At 41.4% G+C, this 20,217-nt stretch carries 15 protein-coding genes; 7 read left to right on the top strand and 8 right to left on the bottom strand.

Going from position 1 to position 20,217, the window contains the following annotated elements; all coding sequences use genetic code 11:
- Window positions 1-17: 17 nt before the first annotated feature.
- Window positions 18-584 carry a 50S ribosomal protein L25/general stress protein Ctc gene (locus tag G9X63_RS09955; protein ID WP_130896625.1) on the top strand — a complete coding sequence of 189 codons (567 nt, stop codon included), beginning with the start codon at window positions 18-20 and terminating at the stop codon, window positions 582-584.
- Window positions 585-666: 82 nt separating this feature from the next.
- Here the strand turns inward: G9X63_RS09955 and G9X63_RS09950 are convergent, their stop codons facing one another.
- Together G9X63_RS09950 and G9X63_RS09945 are read right to left on the bottom strand one after the other, a co-directional pair.
- Window positions 667-2,853: a sodium-translocating pyrophosphatase gene (locus tag G9X63_RS09950; RefSeq protein ID WP_130923399.1), complete on the bottom strand. Its 2,187-nt coding sequence runs from the start codon at window positions 2,851-2,853 to the stop codon at window positions 667-669.
- A gap of 66 nt (window positions 2,854-2,919) precedes the next feature.
- On the bottom strand, window positions 2,920-5,442 hold the full coding sequence (locus G9X63_RS09945; protein ID WP_252622828.1) for a DUF5686 and carboxypeptidase regulatory-like domain-containing protein: 2,523 nt from the start codon (window positions 5,440-5,442) through the stop codon (window positions 2,920-2,922).
- An 89-nt stretch (window positions 5,443-5,531) separates the two neighbouring features.
- Between G9X63_RS09945 and G9X63_RS09940 the strand changes: the two genes are divergently transcribed.
- The gene (locus G9X63_RS09940; protein ID WP_252624876.1) at window positions 5,532-6,734 is read left to right on the top strand and encodes an aspartate aminotransferase family protein; all 1,203 of its coding nucleotides are present in this window, start codon (window positions 5,532-5,534) and stop codon (window positions 6,732-6,734) included.
- Here G9X63_RS09940 and trxA read toward each other — a convergent pair whose 3' ends face one another.
- The 3 genes from trxA to G9X63_RS09925 all read right to left on the bottom strand — a co-directional run bounded on the left by trxA (window position 6,735) and on the right by G9X63_RS09925 (window position 11,387).
- Window positions 6,735-7,058, bottom strand: coding sequence for a thioredoxin (gene trxA, locus G9X63_RS09935; protein WP_130896622.1), 324 nt, complete (start codon window positions 7,056-7,058; stop codon window positions 6,735-6,737).
- A 72-nt stretch (window positions 7,059-7,130) separates the two neighbouring features.
- Window positions 7,131-10,697 carry a DNA polymerase III subunit alpha gene (dnaE, locus tag G9X63_RS09930; RefSeq protein ID WP_252622826.1) on the bottom strand — a complete coding sequence of 1,189 codons (3,567 nt, stop codon included), beginning with the start codon at window positions 10,695-10,697 and terminating at the stop codon, window positions 7,131-7,133.
- 6 nt (window positions 10,698-10,703) lie between these two features.
- Entirely contained in the window at window positions 10,704-11,387 is a 684-nt protein-coding gene (locus G9X63_RS09925; RefSeq protein ID WP_252622824.1) for a DUF2461 domain-containing protein, read from the bottom strand.
- 119 nt (window positions 11,388-11,506) lie between these two features.
- Between G9X63_RS09925 and trpS the strand changes: the two genes are divergently transcribed.
- Together trpS and G9X63_RS09915 are read left to right on the top strand one after the other, a co-directional pair.
- A complete protein-coding gene (gene trpS, locus G9X63_RS09920; protein WP_130923403.1) occupies window positions 11,507-12,478 on the top strand; it encodes a tryptophan--tRNA ligase in 972 nt (323 codons plus the stop codon).
- Between the two features lie 3 nt (window positions 12,479-12,481).
- Window positions 12,482-13,027, top strand: a complete 546-nt coding sequence (locus tag G9X63_RS09915; protein ID WP_252622822.1) for a phosphatase PAP2 family protein — start codon at window positions 12,482-12,484, stop codon at window positions 13,025-13,027.
- Here G9X63_RS09915 and G9X63_RS09910 read toward each other — a convergent pair.
- Entirely contained in the window at window positions 13,000-13,995 is a 996-nt protein-coding gene (locus tag G9X63_RS09910) for an acyl-CoA reductase (RefSeq protein ID WP_252622820.1), read from the bottom strand. The genes G9X63_RS09915 and G9X63_RS09910 overlap by 28 nt on opposite strands.
- A gap of 112 nt (window positions 13,996-14,107) precedes the next feature.
- On the opposite strand from G9X63_RS09910, the gene G9X63_RS09905 reads away from it, so the two are divergent.
- The 3 genes from G9X63_RS09905 (at window position 14,108) to G9X63_RS09895 (ending at window position 17,409) form a co-directional block, all read left to right on the top strand.
- Entirely contained in the window at window positions 14,108-14,455 is a 348-nt protein-coding gene (locus G9X63_RS09905; protein ID WP_130896616.1) for a 4Fe-4S dicluster domain-containing protein, read from the top strand.
- A gap of 437 nt (window positions 14,456-14,892) precedes the next feature.
- Entirely contained in the window at window positions 14,893-16,035 is a 1,143-nt protein-coding gene (locus G9X63_RS09900) for a porin (protein ID WP_130896615.1), read from the top strand.
- Between the two features lie 27 nt (window positions 16,036-16,062).
- Window positions 16,063-17,409: an ammonium transporter gene (locus G9X63_RS09895; RefSeq protein WP_130896614.1), complete on the top strand. Its 1,347-nt coding sequence runs from the start codon at window positions 16,063-16,065 to the stop codon at window positions 17,407-17,409.
- Window positions 17,410-17,623: 214 nt separating this feature from the next.
- Here the strand turns inward: G9X63_RS09895 and mtaB are convergent, their stop codons facing one another.
- Both mtaB and G9X63_RS09885 read right to left on the bottom strand, forming a co-directional pair.
- Entirely contained in the window at window positions 17,624-18,934 is a 1,311-nt protein-coding gene (gene mtaB / locus G9X63_RS09890) for a tRNA (N(6)-L-threonylcarbamoyladenosine(37)-C(2))-methylthiotransferase MtaB (protein WP_252622818.1), read from the bottom strand.
- 89 nt (window positions 18,935-19,023) lie between these two features.
- On the bottom strand, window positions 19,024-20,037 hold the full coding sequence (locus tag G9X63_RS09885) for a glutamine synthetase beta-grasp domain-containing protein (protein WP_130923407.1): 1,014 nt from the start codon (window positions 20,035-20,037) through the stop codon (window positions 19,024-19,026).
- Between the last annotated feature and the right edge of the window lie 180 nt (window positions 20,038-20,217).

Here is a 20,217-nt window from a genome sequence, read left to right as displayed (position 1 = left end):
GCATTAACAAAAACAAGATGAAAAAATTAGAGATTGTAGGGTTTAAAAGAGCGAATCTCGGTACGAAGAGCGCAAATGATTTACGTAACGAAGCAATGGCACCCTGTGTATTATACGGTGGTTCTGAGCAAGTTCACTTTGCTGTTCCAATGATCCTTTTCCGTGAATTATTATATTCAGCGGATGTATACGAAGTTGAATTAAACATTGAGGGTACGAAATACCGTGCGATCTTACAAGATGCACAGTTCCACCCTGTAAACGAGATGATCTACCACGTAGACTTCTTGGAAATCCAAAAAGGTAAAGCGATCAAGATTGCTGTGCCTATTAAAGTAACTGGAAATTCTCCAGGTGTTATCAAAGGGGGTAAAATGGTGCAAAAATTACGTAAGGTAACTTTACGTGGTCAAGCAGAAAACATTCCTGATTTCGTAACAGTTGATATTTCTGGTTTAGACTTAGGTCAAACAGTCAAAGTAAACAAACTACAAGTGGAAGGATGTGAGATCTTAAATCCAATGTCTAACCCAGTAGCAACAATCGATATCCCAAGAGCATTAAGAGGTAAAATCAACGCTTAATTTCAAACGGATTCACAGATTGATAGATAAAGAAAAAGCCCCGCAAATGCGGGGCTTTTTTAATGCCTATAGATATAGGAAACTATTTCTTCGCCACCATCGCTTTCACGATAGGAGCTTTCTCCATCTTCGTTGCAGAAGCGTGATCGTTATCTCCTACGTGAATGTAAGGAGCAATCACTAATGAAACGATGGACATCAATTTAATCAAGATGTTCATAGATGGACCTGACGTATCCTTGAATGGATCACCTACGGTATCACCCGTTACAGCCGCTTTGTGTGGCTCTGAACCTTTCTTATACGTTTGACCATCGATTAGGACACCTTTCTCAAATGATTTCTTAGCGTTATCCCAAGCTCCACCTGCGTTCGATTGGAAAATACCCATCAATACACCTGAAACCGTTACACCTGCTAATAGACCACCTAAAACTTCTGGTCCCATCGTAAATCCTACTAACACGGGAACGATTAAGGCAATCGCACCTGGAAGGATCATTTGGCGAATAGAAGCTTCTGTAGAAATAGCTACACACTTCTCGTATTCTGGTTTTGCTTTGTATTCCATGATACCTGGAATCTCACGGAATTGACGACGAACCTCGTTCACCATTTCCATAGCTGCTTTACCTACTGCTGAGATACACAAAGCAGAGAAGATGAATGGAATCATTCCACCTACAAATAAACCAGCTAAAACATCTGCTTTATAAATATCGATGTGGCTGATACCTGCGATACCTACGAAAGCTGCGAACAAGGCTAAAGAAGTTAAGGCTGCAGAAGCAATAGCAAAACCTTTACCCGTTGCTGCTGTTGTATTACCTACCGCATCTAAGTTATCTGTACGATCACGTACTTCGCTAGGCAATTGAGACATCTCTGCAATACCACCCGCGTTATCCGCGATAGGACCGAAAGCATCGATTGCTAGTTGCATCGCTGTTGTAGCCATCATACCTGCAGCAGCGATAGATACACCGTAAATTCCGGCAAAGTGATAAGAACCGATGATACCTGCTGCCAATACTAAAATAGGCAATACCGTTGATTCCATACCTACCGCTAAACCACCAATGATGTTAGTCGCATGACCTGTACCTGATTTTTGAACGATTGAATCGACTGGACGCTTGCCCATAGCCGTATAGTATTCCGTAATGATCGACATTAAAGTACCTACCACTAAACCAACGATAATCGCATAAAACACATCCATGGAAGTGAAAGTGGTACCACGAAGTGTTAAATACTCTGGTAAGATATTCTTCACTAAGAAGTAAGACGTTACGAATGTAATCGCAATAGAAGTGTAGTTACCTACGTTCAATGCATTTTGAACGGATGAAGTTTCACTAGAGATACGAACAAAGAAAGTCGAAACTAACGAAGCTAGTAAACCTACACCTGCAATTAACATCGGTAATAAGACTGGAGAGAAACCTCCGTAATTATCTGTTACCGAAATTTCTTGACCTAATACCATCGTCGCTAAGATAGTCGCTACATAAGAACCAAATAAATCGGCTCCCATACCTGCTACGTCACCTACGTTATCACCTACGTTATCTGCGATAGTGGCAGGGTTACGCACATCATCCTCCGGGATACCTGCTTCTACTTTACCTACTAAGTCAGCCCCTACGTCAGCTGCTTTCGTATAAATACCACCACCTACACGCGCGAATAAAGCGATAGACTCAGCTCCTAAAGAGAAACCAGCTAATACTTCAATCGCCGTTTTCATCTCTACTGAAGTCAATGCTTGACCTTGTGCGAAGATTTGATAGAAAGCAATAAATAAACCGCCTAGACCTAAGATAGCTAAACCTGCTACACCCATTCCCATCACGGATCCACCTGTGAAAGAAACATTCAAGGCTTTCGCTAAAGAAGTTCTAGCTGCTTCAGCCGTACGAACGTTCGCCTTTGTAGCTACGATCATACCGATATAACCTGCGGTAGCAGAGAAAACTGCTCCAATTAAAAACGCAACGGCAATTAAAGGGGAGGAGTGAATCGGATTTTCCGGTGTTCCCTCTTGTGATCCTAACCAAGCTAATAAAATAGCGGTGGGAATCGCGAAATAGGTTAAAATTTTCCATTCTGCTTTTAAGAAGGCAATCGCACCATCTGCGATATAACCAGCCAACTCTTGCATTTTTTCATTACCGGCATCCTGTTTAGATACCCAATTAAACTTCCACGCTGTGTACAGCAATCCTACTAAACCAAAAGCAGGAACTAAGTAAACAATTTGATTCATAAAGGTTGATTTAGATTATTCCAAAAAAATTTAGCACAATTTAGGTAAATGTGTGCAAATAAACAATTAGAAAGGCAATCGGATCAACACTTTCCATTTTTCAGGCACAACCGTTCCTATCGGATACACTAAATCCAAACCCAAAATTTTCCCTATTCCAGTCAAGCCATAACTAAGCTCTTGGTACTGAATCGTTTGAGAATTCAACGATGTCTGAAGATAGGAATAACCTACTTTTTCCTTTAGGCCATAAAGCGATAAAAAAGGGTTTTGAGTGAGGATAAATTTCCTAGGTTCCCAAGTTATGAATGCTTTTAGATGATCTCCAGGATTCGAAAGGGCATAGTAGGGTAAGGCTAAAAAACTCGATTCACCTGAAGACACTAGCACCTCATTTCCTTTAAAATGTTGGTAATCGATTAAAATAGATGGCTTATGAAGGAAATGAGCAGCTGAAATACGGTAATTAATCGATCCCCAATTCGCTAAAGGAATTCGTTGAGAAACTTGAAATGAGACTTTACTATAGGCATCATCTCCCTGTGCTTGCTCAAAGGTGCTCGTTATAGTAGGCCCCGATTCGTTCGATAACCACCTGGATCCATTGTATCTTCTCCATGTCGCGAAAGGCTGATATCTGATTAAAATGGAGCCATACACTTGTTTACTCGTTGCAAAAGGGAGTCCATTTGACTCAAATTGACGCTCTTTATGAAACAATCCATTTTCCTCCTGATTCACCAGACTTGTACGAGATCGCAACTCCAAAACCGTATTCAAATTCCACTTAGCATTCAATTGTAGTGCATAAGAGGCCTTAATGAAATCTTTTTGGTATAACTTGATATAATTCTGTGACAAGAATAAGGCATAGAAAAGATTAACAGCGGAAGAAATGGGCTCTGTTGAATTAACTTGTTCAATGGTAGAACCACCGGCTAATTGCATTCTTTGGCGATTCTCATCCCAATTTCGCTCCACATAGGCCATCCCGTTCCACGCTTTTCGAGAGAAAGCATAGCGAACATCGAATCCTGTCCCCCAATAATCCGCCAAGCGATAGGTATGTCGGTAATGCAAACCTCTGCCTACTGAATATCCATCTACAGCCGTATAACCCGGCTGAAAACCACTGAGCGTTAATCTAGCCCCTAAGCCTTTTTGACCGTAATTATATACACGACCTCCCCAAATATCCCCATAACGAAATCTTGGCAATGCATTCACCGAGTCCTTTAAGCGTTTCTTTTCGTCTTGTACAGATAAGCTATCAGCCTCTTTATAGCCTTTCGCTTCAGCATCTGTCAATGGAACTTGACGTTCCGCCTCCCAGTATTCCTCCTTTTTAATAGAGGCGGATGAATCAACAGTAATGGTATAATCTGAACTAAACTCTTCCTTTTTCTCTTCCTTATCCATTTCTTTCAGCACCTTCTTCAGCTTTTTACGCGTCAATTCTTTTCCCAAAGCCAGCTTAGGGGAGGCTATTTTTTCTTTATTGATTTCTTTGGCCCAATCCTTATGTAGGCGTTCCTCGATGATAGTAGGCTTAACCACAAAAGCCGGATTCACTTTAATCGAATATTCTTTCACCTGTGTGATGTAGCGAAATATGGCTCCAAAACCCATCGCATCAAAATTCACATTCACATCATAATTAACGGGCATCCAAACACCTTGAAACAGTGCATTCTGCTGCTGAAACGTGTAATAACCCTGGGAATTACGGAAAGCTAAACTGAAAGAATAAATACTCCAAGTATCTTCTACTATGGAGAGAGTACCCTCAAACAAATCATCTGAGGTTGATTTAGGCTTGACTTGAATCTTGGAAACCGTTTGGCCATTCAACTGAAAACTACCTAAATAAGCGAATTTATAGAAGGAGAATGCGGATGGGGAAATAGGGGATACCAGAGAGCCCCAAACCTTAGGTTGATAAAAATTCGTTTGCGTGATTCGTAAATTAGGTGCCCCGGAGTTTTTCAAAACAGCGGGAAGGTTGTTCCGATTCGACAAAACTTTCTCATCAATCTTATTGGGTCGAGTGTAAGTAATCTGATTAATTCCTTCTAATACATAGGTGGAACCCACTTTTATACCTGCTTCCTTTTCCATCTTCTTACCTACAAGGGCATTCATGACCTTAGAAATAGAAGTAATTTTACCTGCTCCTTTGACATAGCCTTTGGCCGTGTATCGATCAATCTCTTTTAAGTGAAAAGGAGCCATGGAGATCATCCGCCGCATCATGCCAATGGCAGGATCCTCTTTTAAACCTCCTACATTGACATCTTGAAGTGTGATGGCTTCTTCTGAAAGTACCACATCGAGTGAAACATCTCCCGCAATCGAAACTTGATGCACTTTGGGTGTATGTCCTAAAAAGCGAAAAACCACCTCGTGCTCTCCCTTAGGTAATTGAATGGCGTATTTACCCTCCTCATTCGCTAAAGTCCCCTTATTCAAGTCACTCACCCAAATCGTTGAAAATGGCATCAATTCGCCCTTATTCGAACGAATAGTTCCGCTAAGTGTCTGTGCCTGAAGGCCTATGCAAGTACTAAGAAGGAGTAAAAATAATTTCATAAGGCAAAAGTAAACGAATGGCGCTAATTCAATTGAATATTTTGACGAACGGCGAGCAGTTAACAAGAATTAACGTAATTTTGTGCGCTATGGGTTATACGCATCGACAACTCTTCCAGAAATTTATGGCGCCCACCTCGGACGCACCTTTGGCATTAGAAATAACCAAAGCGGAAGGCGTATATATGTACGATACCCAGGGGAAATCTTATATGGATTTAATCTCTGGAATTGCCGTGTCGAATGTGGGGCATCGAAACCCTGCCGTCGTTAAAGCCATTAAAGACCAGGTAGATGCCTATATGCATTTAATGGTCTATGGAGAATATATTCAAAGCCCACAAGTGCAACTCGCCGAGGCATTAGTTAAATCCACGGGCTCTGAGTACTTAAATCAAGTCTATTTCACAAATTCGGGAACTGAGGCTGTAGAAGGAGCCATGAAATTAGCCAAACGCTATACAGGCAGAACGGAATTCATCTCTTGTTTTAACGCTTACCATGGTGCAAGTCAAGGAGCTTTGTCCATCGCGGGTGATGAAAACTTCAAAAATGCCTTTCGTCCCTTATTGCCCGGTATCAGCCATATTCACCATGGTTGCATTGCTAATCTCACTAAAATAACCGAGAAAACAGCTGCGGTAGTGATTGAGATCGTAGCAGGGGAGGCTGGTATTAAAACGGCACCCACAGCCTATTTTCAAGCTCTACGCAAGCGATGCGACAAAACCGGAACCTTATTGATAGTAGATGAAATCCAATCGGGTTTTGGGAGAACGGGTACATTCTGGGCTTTCCAGCCCATGAATATCGTTCCAGATATACTTCTCACGGCTAAAGGAATGGGCGGAGGAATGCCGATAGGGGCCTTTTTAGCCAATGAGGAAGTGATGAAAACCTTGAGTTTCGAACCCGTATTAGGCCATATCACCACTTTTGGAGGACATCCCGTTTCGTGCGCGGCATCCTTAGCTACCCTCCGCTATATCATGGATGAACAGTTAATGGCTCAAATACCTGCTAAAAGCAATCAATTCAAAAGCCTTTTACAACATCCGATTATTCACGAAGTGCGGGGAATTGGATTTATGCTAGCGGTGGAGATGCAGGACTTTAAGACCGTGAAAGCCGTGATAGACGAATGTATTCTGAATGGCCTAATAACCGATTGGTTCTTATTTTGTGATAATTCACTACGCATTGCGCCGCCTTTGACCATTACAGAAGAGGAAATAAAAATAGCCTGCAACATCTTGTTACAGGCTATGAATAAAGTGTATTCGCTTAAATAATTAAGCGTGCTTTAATAAAGTTTCAGCTAAAACCGACTTAGGGATATTTCCTCCTACTAAACGTTCTACCATTTCACCCTTTTTGAATACCATCAAAGTAGGGATAGAGCGAATACCTAAAGAAGCAGGTACTGCTGAATTTTGATCTACATTCATTTTCGCTACAATCGCTTGACCTTCTACATCTCCCGCTAATTCTTCCACGATTGGTCCGATCATTTTACATGGGCCACACCACTCTGCCCAAAAATCTACTAAAACTGGTGTATCAGTGCCGATTAACTCTTGAAAATTAGCATCTGTTGCCTCTACGTATTTTCCCATTGTTTGATATATTTTATAAAATTCAAAATTAAAACAAAACCGGCAGAACAATTAGTTCCCGGATTAAAATTTTTACGAAATTAACTTAAAGCCCACATTTTCAAGCTCTTTAAGCTCAGAAATCAAGCCTTTACCAATGCAAACCTGCATTTTACGCGATAAAAAGTCCATCCCGATTTTCTCGTGCTCATCATACACCTCTAAGGTCAACTTCTTATCACCTTTATTTCGCTCTAACGTTTCCTGCAATAAATCCAATAAAGCAGGAGTCAACCGATTTAAGTCTAAACGCAATTTGATCTCTTTTGTTCGATCGGATAAGATTTCTGACAACAATTCGATGGATTGAATCTTGAAGACCATTTGGTCCATATGGCGATTCTTCAATTGATACGAGCCATTTATGAACAATAAACGGTCTTGTGCAATGAAACGTTCAAACTGGATATAATCCTTCGAGAACAAGGCGAACTCATAATTACCTGCATAATCCTCAATCGTAAAAATCATAAACTGATTTCCATTCGCAGAGGTTCTAACGTTTACTTTGGTAACGATACCGGCAAAAGTCTGTGCTACATTCGGACGTAATTCTAATTGACCCGTATTCGAATTACAGAAATTAGCGATCTCTGTTTTGTATTCGTCCAAAGGATGACCAGAAATATAAACGCCCACCACTTCCTTCTCATTCTTCAATTGCTCCATCACAGACCAAGGTTCAGCAGTAGGGATCTTAGGCTGAGCGATGTCATTACCCGTTCCAGCTCCTAATTCACCAAAAAGGGAAGCAGTAGCTTCTGCCTTCAATTCTGCCATACGGGACGAATAGCGAACAATTTTCTCAATAAAATTCGTATTATCCTGTGAATCGATAGCAAAATAATGAGATCGAGCCACTTCAGTAAAACAATCAAATGCCCCAGCAAGTGCAAGCGATTCTAAACTCTTCTTGTTTACCTGACGTACATTGATTCGAGAAACGAAGTCAAAAATATCCTTGTATTCGCCATTTTTCTGACGCTCCTCCACAATTGCATCAACCGCCGCATCACCCACACCTTTGATCGCACCTAGTCCGAAACGGATTTGGCCTTTCTTATTCACCGCAAACGAGCGAGAGGATTCATTTACATCCGGAACTAATAAAGATAAGCCCATCCGCTTGCACTCATCCATGAAGAAAGTGATCTTCTCAATGTTACCTAAAGAGTTCGAAAGTACCGCCGCCATAAACTCAGGTGGGTAGTTTGCTTTCAGGTAACCTGTTTGGTAAGCTACTAAACCATAGCAAGTTGAGTGGGATTTGTTAAAGGCATATTGAGCAAATGCTTCCCAGTCCGTCCAAATCTTATCCAACTTGTCCACAGGGTGATTATTCGCCGCGCCGCCTTCCATGAACTTACCCTTCATCTTATCGATGGTGGCTTTGTCTTTTTTACCCATCGCCTTGCGAAGTACGTCGGCGTCACCCTTCGTAAAATTCGCTAGCTTCTGGGAGAGAAGCATTACTTGCTCTTGGTAGACCGTAATTCCGTATGTATCGCTCAAATACTCCTCCATTTCTGGTAAATCGTATTCAATCTTCTCGCGACCGTGTTTACGGGCAATGTAATTCGGAATGTAGACCATCGGACCGGGACGGAACAAGGCGTTCATCGCAATTAAATCAGAGAATTGATCGGGCTTAAGATCACGTAAGTGTTTCTGCATCCCAGGGGATTCAAATTGGAAGGTACCGTTCGTTTCGGCTCTTTGGTATAATTCGTAGGTTGTTTTATCGTCCAAAGGTAGGTCATCCAAGATGATCGTCTCATTGTGGTTCTGCTTGATTAAGCGAACGGCCTCTTTCAAGATAGAGAGGGTTTTTAAGCCCAAAAAGTCCATCTTAATTACCCCCGCATTCTCAATTACCGAACCGTCGTATTGCGTAATCAATAGACTCACATCTTTCGAAGTAGCTACCGGCAATATATCCGTTAAATCAGAAGGTGCAATGATGATACCCGCCGCGTGAATACCTGTTCCACGAACAGAACCCTCTAAAATTAGCGCATTTTCGATTACGGTAGCTGGCAAACCACCAGCTTCCTTAATGCGACGCAATTCCTTAACCTGTTCTAATTCTTCCGGATTAAGTCCTTCCTTATCGGCTAAACTCTTATCACCCGTCAAAGCCGCATTAAAAATACGGTCTAGTGTAATTTTCGGTTTCTCCGGAACCAGTTTCGCTAAGGCATTGGATTCCTGCAAGGGGAGGTCTAGAACGCGAGAAACGTCCTTAATAGACATTTTCGCAGCCATCGTACCATAGGTCGCAATGTGCGCTACTTGGTTTTTACCGTATTTATCTACGACATAGTCGATCACTTTTTGGCGGCCCTCATCATCAAAGTCCGTATCAATATCGGGTAAGGACTTCCGATCTGGATTCAAGAAACGCTCAAAAAGGAGATTGTACTTAATGGGGTCAATGTTTGTAATTCCCAAACAATAAGCCACCACTGAACCCGCCGCTGATCCACGACCTGGCCCCACATAAACGCCTAAATCACGTCCAGCACTAATAAAATCGGCTACAATTAAGAAGTAACCGGCAAAACCCATCGTTCTGATGGTATGTAACTCAAAGCGCAAACGCTCTTCTACGACCTGGTCAATATCGATGTAACGCTTTTTAGCGCCTTCCATCGTGATGTGCTCCAAATAATCATCCTGACTTAAGAAAGTAGACGGGATTTGGAAATTAGGCAACATCACGTCTTTCGTGAGTTTCAGTGTCTCCACTTTGCCCACAATCTCATTCGTATTATCAATCGCCTCAGGTACATGCGACCAAAGTTTGGTCATTTCCTCTGTCGTCTTGAAGTAAAATTGATCATTATAGAAAGCAAAGCGCTTTCCTTTCATATCAAAATCACCTTCAATATCCTTGTAAGTAGGAGTAGCCTGCTTTTCGCCCGTATTAATACATAATAGAATATCGTGTGCGTTGGCATCTTTTTGGTCCAAATAATGGCTATCATTCGACGCAATCACCTTCACATTATACTTCTTCGCAAAACGCAACAAGACTTCATTCACCGTCTGCTGCTCTGGAATAAAGTGATTTTGTACTTCGATGTAATAATCTTCGCCAAACAAATCCAACCACCACTTAAATTCCTTCTCCGCCGCTTCCTCGCCATCGCGCAAAATCGCTTGTGGCACAGAGGCCCCTAAACAACAAGTCGTGGCGATTAGGCCTTTGTGGTATTTTAAAACGAGCTCCTTATCAATCCGAGGATATTTGGAATACATCCCCTCCATGAAGCCTAAAGAACATAATTTGACCAAATTCTGGTAGCCTTCTGGATTCTTCGCTAAGAACAATTGGTGATAGCGCTTATCCTTTAACTCTTTCGTAAAAACCTGCTTGTGGCGATCATTCACTAAATAAAACTCACAGCCCACAATCGGTTTCACCCCTTGCTTTCCGGCTTCAGCCACAAACTGAAATACCCCAAACATATTCCCGTGATCCGTAATCGCGACAGCGGGCATATTATCTGCTTTCGCCTTTTTGAACATAGACGAAATCTTAGACGCACCATCTAAGAGGGAAAACTGGGAATGGTTGTGCAAATGCGAAAATTGCATAGGGGTTTATTCTTTTATAAAAGGTTCTTTTTCAAAAAATACGGCATTCAAGAAGTCCAAAAAGGGCTTTAATACCTTAGCATCCGAAATCAATTGTTTAGTAAAACCCGGAGAGCAAAGCTCTTTATCCGTGTATTTTTTCCAAAAAAACAATTGTTTCTTCTTTAACAATTCAGCGTCTAGATGATCAGCATCAAATCCCTTAGGTATTCGTACCAAACTTTCACCCACTTCCTCACCAAAAACAGAAACAAACGTAGGATCCTGAATGATTTTACGCAATCCAGCCGCATTATAATCGACTTCTTGACGAAATGCCGCTAATTGTTCCGACGTAGGGGAATACATACCTCCACCTAAAAAGGACGCACCATTAGGTTCAATATGTACATAATAGTCCATCAAACCAGACTTTCGACCACCTTCTGAAAAACTGGCCGAAAACCACGTTTTATAAGGAGCCTTGTTCTTAGAGAAGCGGACATCCCGGTAAATTCGGTAGGAGCAATGCTTCAGCAAAACGCCATCCATATTCTCAAAATCCGCAAACTCTGTAATCAACTCTGTCGTCCAGGCGTCAAATCCTTTTTTCACTTGCTCATATACGGCTTTGTTTTCCGCAAACCATTCGCGCGTGTTGTTCACACGGAGCTCACGCAAAAAGGCCAACAGGCTAGGAGAGAGGGACATCAAATAGGGGGTGAATTTACAAAAACGAATTTAGCGAATTTAGCTCGAATGCCCAAGTACAAATTGCTTGGAGTTATGGTCTATTTTATTGATTTTTGCATAAATTATTTAGACAAGCTATGCGGATCTTAACGGGCATTCAGGCCTCAGGAAAGCCCCATTTGGGTAATATTTTAGGTGCCATTATGCCAGCGGTTGAACTTTCAAAGCAACCCGGCAATGATTCTTTTTTATTTATTGCAGACTTACACACCTTAACTTCCTTGAAGGACGGGGAAAGTATTCGAAGCAACACCTTGTCGATTGCGGCAGCTTGGCTGGCTTTTGGTTTTGATACGGAGAAAAATTACTTCTACCGCCAGTCTAAATTAGCCGCTTACCATACCGAATTAATGTGGTATCTGAATTGCTTTACGCCTTTTCCCATGCTGGCGAATGCACATAGTTTCAAGGATAAATCAGATAAGTTATCGGATGTGAATGCCGGATTATTTACCTATCCCGTTTTACAGGCGGCAGATATCGTATTATATGATGCACAAATTATCCCAGTAGGTAAGGACCAAAGACAGCACATCGAAATGACCCGCGACATCGCGAATTCCGTTAACAAGCGTTATAACAAAGCTATTTTCGTCTTACCAGAAGCACGTATTAACGAAGAGGTGATGACCATTCCTGGCCTAGATGGCGCTAAGATGAGCAAGTCCTTGAACAATTACATTGATATCTTCTTGCCTGAAAAGGATTTATTGAAGCAGATCAAAAAGATTGTCACAGACACCACTCCATTAGAAGAACCTAAAAATCCAGATAACGATATTACGTTCAAACTCTATCAATTAATGGCTTCCCCAGCTCAAGTGGCAGAAATGCGCGCGAATTACGAAGCGGGTGGTTATGGGTATGGTCATGCAAAACAGGCCTTACACGAATTGATGTTAGGATATTTCAAAGAGGCGAGAGAAAAATTCGACTATTTCATCGCACACCCGGAAATTATTGAAGAGAAATTAGCCATCGGCGAAAAGAAAGTTCAACCGATCGCCGAAGCCACCATCGCTCGCATTCGCGCTGAATTTAAATTCTAAACTATGTTTCCATCCTGGGATACCCATTTATTTCAGCTGATTAACGAGGCTCACCAGCCTTGGTTAGACGGACCGATGGAAATCATTTCAGGTAAATTGACGTGGATTCCACTCTATGGAATACTGATATACTTTCTATATAAGCAATATAAAACGGAATGCTGGAAATCTATAATCTATTTAGTTTCCACCGTGGTTTTCGCCGATCAATTCAGCTCCAGTCTACTGAAACCACTTTTCAAACGTCTAAGACCCTGTCACGTCGAGTCATTTCAATCGTGGATTCATTTGCCGGCAGGCTGTGGTGGGCAATTTGGTTTTTGTTCTTCGCATGCTGCCAATTCCTTTGCGATTGCTATCGGCTTTTATTTATTGTCCAAGAATAAGTTCGCTGGCGTAGCCCTGATTCTGTGGGCATCCATTATATCTTATAGCAGAATCTATTTAGGCGCACATTATCCGCTCGATGTAATCGTAGGAGCTTTAGTGGGCGGAATAGGGGCGTGGGGGCTATTTAAAGCCTATGAAAGGTTAATCAAGAAATCATAAGTATCGATTCCATCAGCGAAATCATCGAGGGCTGGGTGTTGACTTTGGCCAAAACCAATCTCTAAACCTACCTTACACTGAATTTTTTCCTCGCGCTCCTGAATCCAGGTTAGCAAAGAAGCATCATCAGAATAACGTTGTACATATAAAACGCCCACGGGGGAAACCAAATCATCATTCTCGGTCACTAACAGATTTCCCAAATCAAAATGAGGAATCTGATTTAACAAGAACAAAGTCCGGTGGTATTGAAAGTTATTAGAGTACTTTGAATGATCTAAAACCCACGTTTCTTTCGTCAACTCATCGAATAAAGGTGTCAAATCATACGACACCGGAACGGCTATCGTCGAAACATTTCTGCAGCCTAAACCATAATAGGTAAAAATGTCCTGCGCTAAACCCTTGAAATCTTCCTGAGTCTCATTCCCCTTTAAAACGGCTAAAGAACTACGGTTCTTCCGAATAATATGCGGAATCGTGGAGAAATAATGCGCAAAATAACCTCCTGAGAAATCACTTCCAGTCGCAATGACCGCATCCAATCCTTGTAACCGCTCAATAATGCTCACTGGCACCGCTGTATCAAACGACTGCATCGCCAGCACATAAAGTTGCATCAAGGCCTTGTCTTGCGAACTCAGTTTCAAAGAGGCTTGATGTCCTGAAGCTAGGACCATTAACACATCGTGCAAACCCACAGCAGGTAAATTACCCGCCAAAACGATCCCTACATTCTTCGATTCAGCTGCTTGAACAGGATGTTTTGCATAAAATTCCTCCCAGGCTTGCAACGAAAAGAATTGCTCTTCAATCGACTGCATCGCGTGGCGAACCAAGGTTTCCGAAAACCAAGGATTCTCATTCACAGATCTATCTATAAATAGTTCTATTTTTTCTCGATTCGATTCATCGGTAAAAAAAGCTTTCAAGAAAGAAATAAGCTGCAAAAAGGAAGCCTTTGGCATAATTATAGGAATTTTACCCTACAAAGGTCGAAAAATTTTCCATTAGTCCATATAAATTATATACTATTCAAATTTATGTTCGTAAATTGCACAATCAAATAAAAACTTTGGTATGGCAATTATCATAACAGACGAATGTATTAACTGTGGGGCCTGTGAACCAGAATGCCCTAATACAGCTATTTATGAAGGTGGTGTAGAATGGACTTGGGCCGGCGGTACTGCTTTAACAGCAATTGAACTAGAAGATGGTTCATCAATGGATGCTAAAACACCTGTTGAGCCTGTCTCCGAAGAATTCTATTATATCGTTCCTGATAAATGTACAGAATGTACTGGTTTCCACGAGGAACCACAATGTGCTGCGGTTTGCCCAGTAGATTGCTGCGTACCGGATCCGGATCACGAAGAAGATAACGAGACTTTATTAGCTAAGAAGGCGTGGTTGCATGCGGAATAAATTTTAAGCTTTGCTTAAAATTTAGAGTAGAGATAATAGAGTAGAGAGTCGAGATATTATATATAATATGAAAAGAGTTCATCGAAAGATGAGCTCTTTTTTTTGTTTTCTGAATTCTCTAAACATAAATACACATCTATGCTCTATACTCTATTATCTATAATCTAGAAAAAAGACAATCAAGTATTCTAAAGCCCAAGCAATCTCGTTTTATATTTTTCCAAGAAGCAAATCGGCGAGTTCGGTTTTTACCCTATTTTATTTCCATTTTTGCAAAATCTTAAATTTTAGGTTTTATTTTTAACCACTTTTCTCTATTTTTTTGCAAAAAGTCGAAAAATAGGTTAAAAATTTGTTGTTAATATTTGGAAAGTACAATTTAAGGCTCCATCTTTGAATCGTAATCAAGCATTATTTACTCTTAAACAATAACCCACATGAAAAAAACGATCCTAACAGCCCTTTTTGCCGCAACAGCATTTTGTGGATTTTCCCAAGAAAAAGAAGCGGAAGCTCCGAAGTTCACTTTTTCAGGCTACATTGATTCATACTATATGTTGAATTTCAATAGCCCCTCTAGCAGAAGTAACCTAGGTGCCTCTGGATACGAAAGAGCTTTCGACCAGAAATCAAATCAATTTTCGTTAGGACTTGTTCAGACGAAATTTGGGTATGCAACGAAATCAGCTGATGTGGTGGTGGATTTAACTTTTGGACCTAATGCAGACCTTGGTCAATATGGAAATGTCATTGGACCCTTGGGCGCAGGAAAAGCAAGTACAGCTTTGGCCATCAAACAAGCTTATTTTAACTGGAAAGCAAGCGACAAATTAACATTAACGGTAGGACAATTTGGTACACACATTGGATACGAAGTAATTGACGCTCCCATTAACTACAACTATTCACTTTCTAACCTCTTCAATAATGGACCGTTCTATCATATTGGTGCTAAAGCGAATTACGCATTCTCTGACAAATTTTCTGCCATGGTTGGATTGGTCAACAATGTGGATAATTTAAATGACAACAACGCGTCTAAAGGATTTATCTACCAAGTATTCACTTCTCCAGCAGCAGGTTGGAATGTATATGTAAATGGTATCAGCTCAAACGAATCAGCTCCTTTATCTACAGGAAAAGATGATTCAGGTAGCTATAACTTGTTAGACTTAACTACATCTTATCAAATCACACCTAAATACCTATTAGGATTAAACGCAGCATACGGATCACAAACAGGTGATTTCCAAGGTGGCGGTAACGTAGGAGATAGCAAAACATGGGGTGGTGTTGCCCTTTACTCTAACTATGCTTTCACAGACAAATTTAGTGTAGGCGGTCGTTACGAAGTATTCGATAACACATCAGGCGCTCGTGCTTTACGCGCAGCAGACGGCTCCGGCACAGATGTAAGCTCTTTCACTTTAACAGCTACATTCACGGCGGCAGAAGGACACTTATTGATCAAACCAGAATTACGTACTGATTCATACAAAACAGCTCAATTCGTAGACGGTGATGACAAAGAGCAAAAATCACAAACGACTTTAGGAATGCACTTCATCTATAAGTTTTAATTATATCCACCCTTAACATTTAAAAACATGACGACACAAAAACCAACCTGGATTCCGTTATTAGTTTTATTAGCGGTAGCCGTCCTTGCATTGTTCACAACCTCAGTTCCTGGCGCTATGCCTACAGAGGGATTAGACACCGGCGATACTGCCTGGATGATTGTAGCCTCTGGCTTAGTATTATTAATGACACCGGGATTAGCTTATTTCTACGGTGGAATGGTTAACCACAAAAACGTGATCTCTACGATGTTACAATCGTTTATCGCGATGGGAGTTATCTCGGTGATTTGGATTGTATTCGGTTTCTCTTTAGCATTCGGTGACTCGTTAGGTGGCTGGATCGGTGACCCTAGAACTTTCTTTATGTTCAATGGCGTTTTTGATCACAAATTATCTTTAGGATCTGCTGATCAATTGAAATTCACTATCCCTTTCGCTTTATTCGCATTTTTCCAAATGAAGTTTGCCGTTATCACTCCAGCGTTAATCTCTGGTGCATTAGCTGAGCGTATTAACTTCCGTGCGTTTGTTCTATTCATGGTTCTTTTCTGTGTGATCGTTTATGCTCCATTAGCACACTGGACATGGCACCCAGATGGTTTCTTGTTTAACTTAGGTGTTTTGGATTTTGCAGGTGGAACGGTAGTTCACATGTCGGCTGGTTGGGCTGCCTTAGCAGGTGCTTTATACTTACGTCGCCGTAAGTCTCACATCGAGTCCAACATCTTGCCTCCAGCTAACATTCCTTACGTGTTATTGGGAACTGGTTTATTGTGGTTCGGATGGTTTGGTTTCAATGCAGGCTCTGCAGTAGGAGCGAATGGATTAGCAGTAACCGCTTTCGCTACAACACACGTGGCAGCAGCAGCAGCTGGATTATCTTGGATCTTATTTGATGTAACTCGTGGTAAGAAAGTTTCTGCCTTAGGTTTCTGTATCGGTGCGGTCGTAGGTTTAGTCGCTATTACACCAGCATCTGGTTTCGTAACGGTACCTGTAGCGATCTTCATCGGTGTGGTTGCTGCGATCGTTTCTAACATTGCTGCACACTGGAGAGCATCTTCTAACCTAGATGACACATTAGATGTGTTCCCTTGCCACGGTTTAGGCGGTATGGTAGGTATGTTGATGACGGGTATTTTCGCAACATCTGCAGTGAACGCAGCAGTAGTAGAGCAAGGTTTATTCTACGGAGAAACTGCCTTATTCTTAAAGCACTTATTAGCCTTAGCAATCGTTTCCGCTTTTGCATTTGGCGCTTCTTATATCCTTTTAGTGATCACGGACAAAATCATTCCGTTACGCGTTAATGAGGAAGAAGAAAGATTAGGTTTGGATATCTCACAACACGACGAGTCGTTAGCTGAGTAATTCAACAACAGCAAAGCCGCAAGTAATGGTTCTTGTGGTTTTGTTTCAATCAAAAAGTCGGAGGCCTATGGTTTCCGACTTTTTTGTTATGCGCCGATGGCGCAAAACAAAAGTGAGATTAGAGATAAGAGAGTATAGATTATAGATATGAAATAAAAAAGGGCTAACGCCCCTTATCTCTACTCTATAATCTATACTCTAATATCTATAATCTCTACTCTAAAACAACCCCTAACATTTCACCCGCCTCACTCAGCGACTTGTAACGAACCTGCTGAACGGTATTGATTTGCAAAGGGTCAAAAGGGACCACTACCCGAACGTAGTTTTCAGAAAAGCCCTCCATCGTACCCGGCGAAGCAGATTCCTCGAACAAAACCTGACCTTTTAAACCGGCTTGGGATTCATAAAAAGCCCGACGCTTTTTATCCGATAAAATATGCAACATTTTCGAACGCTCCGCTTTTTGCATACCATCCACTTTAGGCTGGATATCTACCGCATAGGTATTAGGGCGCTCGGAATAAGGAAAAACATGTAGATAGGAGATATCTAGCCCATTCAAGAATTCATAGGTCTCTAAAAATAATTCAGGAGTTTCACCTGGATGACCCACGATCACATCGACTCCGATACACGCATTAGGCATCACTTCTTTAATAGACGTTACGCGGTCCACGTATAATTCTCGCTGATAGCGGCGTTTCATCAAACGCAAAACAGCGTTCGACCCGGATTGCAAGGGTATATGGAAATGAGGAACAAACTTAGTAGATACCCCTAAGAAAGTAATCATCTCTGAAGTCAGTAAATTAGGCTCGATAGAGGAGATACGAAATCGCTGAATGGATGACTTTTCTTCAATCGCTTGAACGAGCTGAAAGAATGTTTCTACTCGCTTACCATTTTGAATGCCAAAATCCCCGATATTTACCCCTGTCAGGACAATTTCCTTGACACCTTTCGCAGAAATCTCCTCAATTAAACCCAATACTTTCTCTACCGTATCCGAACGGGACTGGCCACGAGCCAAAGGAATCGTGCAATATGAACAAGGATAATCGCAACCATCCTGCACCTTCAAGAAAGTACGGGTGCGATCATTCACAGAATAGGACGCATGGTAATCGAGATCATAACGAATCTCAGACGCTATTAGCTTCGGTAAATCCGCAGATTCACGATGTAAATAGGGGGGAAGTAGCGTAGGCAATTGAAACTTTTCATTCGCACCTAATACTAAATCAACGCCTGGAATAGCCGAAATTTCTTCTGGTTTCAATTGGGCATAACAGCCAATAATCACAACCGTCGAATTCGGATTAACTTTCTTCGCTTCTCGAACGACTTTCTTACACTTCTTATCCGCCTGTTCCGTTACGCTACAGGTATTAATGACAAACAAATCGGGTTGATCCTGAAACTCCGCACGCACAAAACCCATCGGTTCGAGTGAACGAGCGATGGAGCTGGATTCCGCAAAATTCAATTTGCAACCAAGAGTGTAAAAAGCGACTTTTTTCATACCTGAAATCAGGATGCAAAGGTAAAACAAAAATGGCGGGAAAACCCGCCATCTTGTCTATAAAAGTATATAAATGCTAGATAATTGTATTATACATTAGCTGTTTTAACCGTCTTGATAATACGCGCAGCCACTTTATATGGATCTGCCGCTGAGTTCGGACGACGATCCTCTAACCAGCCTTTCCAACCTTTTTCAACTACTGCAATCGGAATACGAATCGATGCACCGCGATCAGAAACACCATAAGAGAAATCGTGGATCGAAGCTGTCTCGTGCTTACCCGTTAACCGCATGTGGTTGTCTGCACCGTACACCTCAATGTGTTCTTTCACAAATGGAGCGAATGACTGACAAATTGTATCGTAAGCAGCTTTATTTCCTGCCGTACGTAAAACGGTGTTAGAGAAGTTCGCGTGCATTCCTGAACCGTTCCAATCTAATTCACCTAAAGGCTTGCAGTGCCAGTTGATCGCAACACCATATTTCTCACCTAAACGCTCTAAAATATAACGGCCTAACCAGATTTCGTCACCTGCTTGCTTAGCACCTTTTGCGAACATTTGGAATTCCCATTGTCCAGCTGCTACCTCAGCATTGATACCTTCAATATTTAAACCTGCATCTATGCACAAGTCCATATGCTCTTCAATTATCTCACGACCGTATGCATTCTTTGCACCTACTGAACAGTAGTAAGGTCCTTGTGGCTCTGGAAACCCGTTTGCTGGGAAACCTAAAGGCTTATTTGTTTCTGGATCCCAAAGGAAATACTCTTGCTCAAAACCAAACCAGAAATCGTTATCATCATCATCAATCGTAGCACGACCATTAGACTCATGCGGAGTTCCGTCTGCGTTTAATACTTCGCACATTACTAAATAACCATCACGGCGTGCTGGATCTGGGCAAACATACACTGGCTTCAATAAACAGTCAGAAGAACCACCTTCGGCCTGCTGAGTAGAAGAACCATCGAAAGACCACATATCTAGGTCTTCTAATTTGCCGCTAAAATTGTTCTCAATTTTAGTCTTAGAACGTAAACTTTGCGTTGGCTTGTAGCCATCCAACCAAATGTACTCTAATTTTGATTTAGCCATGATTTTTAAACTTGATTTTGAAACAAAAATACTTTTTTAGGAATTCGTGTAGCAAAAATATACCACTTTTTAGGAAAAACAATAGTTTAGAACAAAAAAACCTACAAAAACAATCGACGATTTCGCAAAAACTCAAAAAATCCAAATTAAAATCGGAAAATTCAATCCCATTTTTCAATT

Origin of the sequence: Aquirufa antheringensis (genome assembly GCF_023921165.1) — a bacterium.
GTDB classification, from domain to species: Bacteria; Bacteroidota; Bacteroidia; order Cytophagales; family Spirosomataceae; genus Aquirufa; species Aquirufa antheringensis.
Note: the sequence above shows the minus strand (reverse complement) of the source record. Positions and strands in the feature narration are given on the sequence as shown.